Source organism: Aquirufa originis (assembly GCF_042714495.1).
Taxonomy (GTDB): Bacteria; Bacteroidota; Bacteroidia; order Cytophagales; family Spirosomataceae; genus Aquirufa; species Aquirufa originis.
The window spans coordinates 1-313 of record NZ_JBBKXY010000007.1; the positions used below are offsets into that span (position 1 = coordinate 1).

1 tRNA gene and 1 rRNA gene are annotated in these 313 nt (G+C 46.6%); both read right to left on the bottom strand.

What is annotated here, in order from left to right:
• Positions 1–9 precede the first annotated feature (9 nt).
• Positions 10–83 (bottom strand) — tRNA-Ile (locus SKC35_RS11380).
• A 127-nt stretch (positions 84–210) separates the two neighbouring features.
• A 16S ribosomal RNA gene (locus tag SKC35_RS11385) occupies positions 211–313 on the bottom strand; the annotation flags it as partial.

The following is a 313-nucleotide window of genomic DNA, read 5'->3' on the forward strand; positions in this document are numbered from 1 at the left end:
TTTTTCTTGTGGGCCTGCGTGGACTCGAACCACGGACCTCTACATTATCAGTGTAGCGCTCTAACCACCTGAGCTACAAGCCCGCTTAATCCTTACTTAAATCTTTTTGAAAGCTGCTCTCTTTCGAGCAGGTTTCCTTTAAGCGTGTGATAAAAACAAAGAAGATGAATAATCACTCACGTGATCACCCGAAAATAATAGCTTCTCCAGAAAGGAGGTGTTCCAGCCACACCTTCCGGTACGGCTACCTTGTTACGACTTAGCCCCAATTACCTGTTCTACCCTAACTGGCGGTTTAACGGCCAGCTTCAGG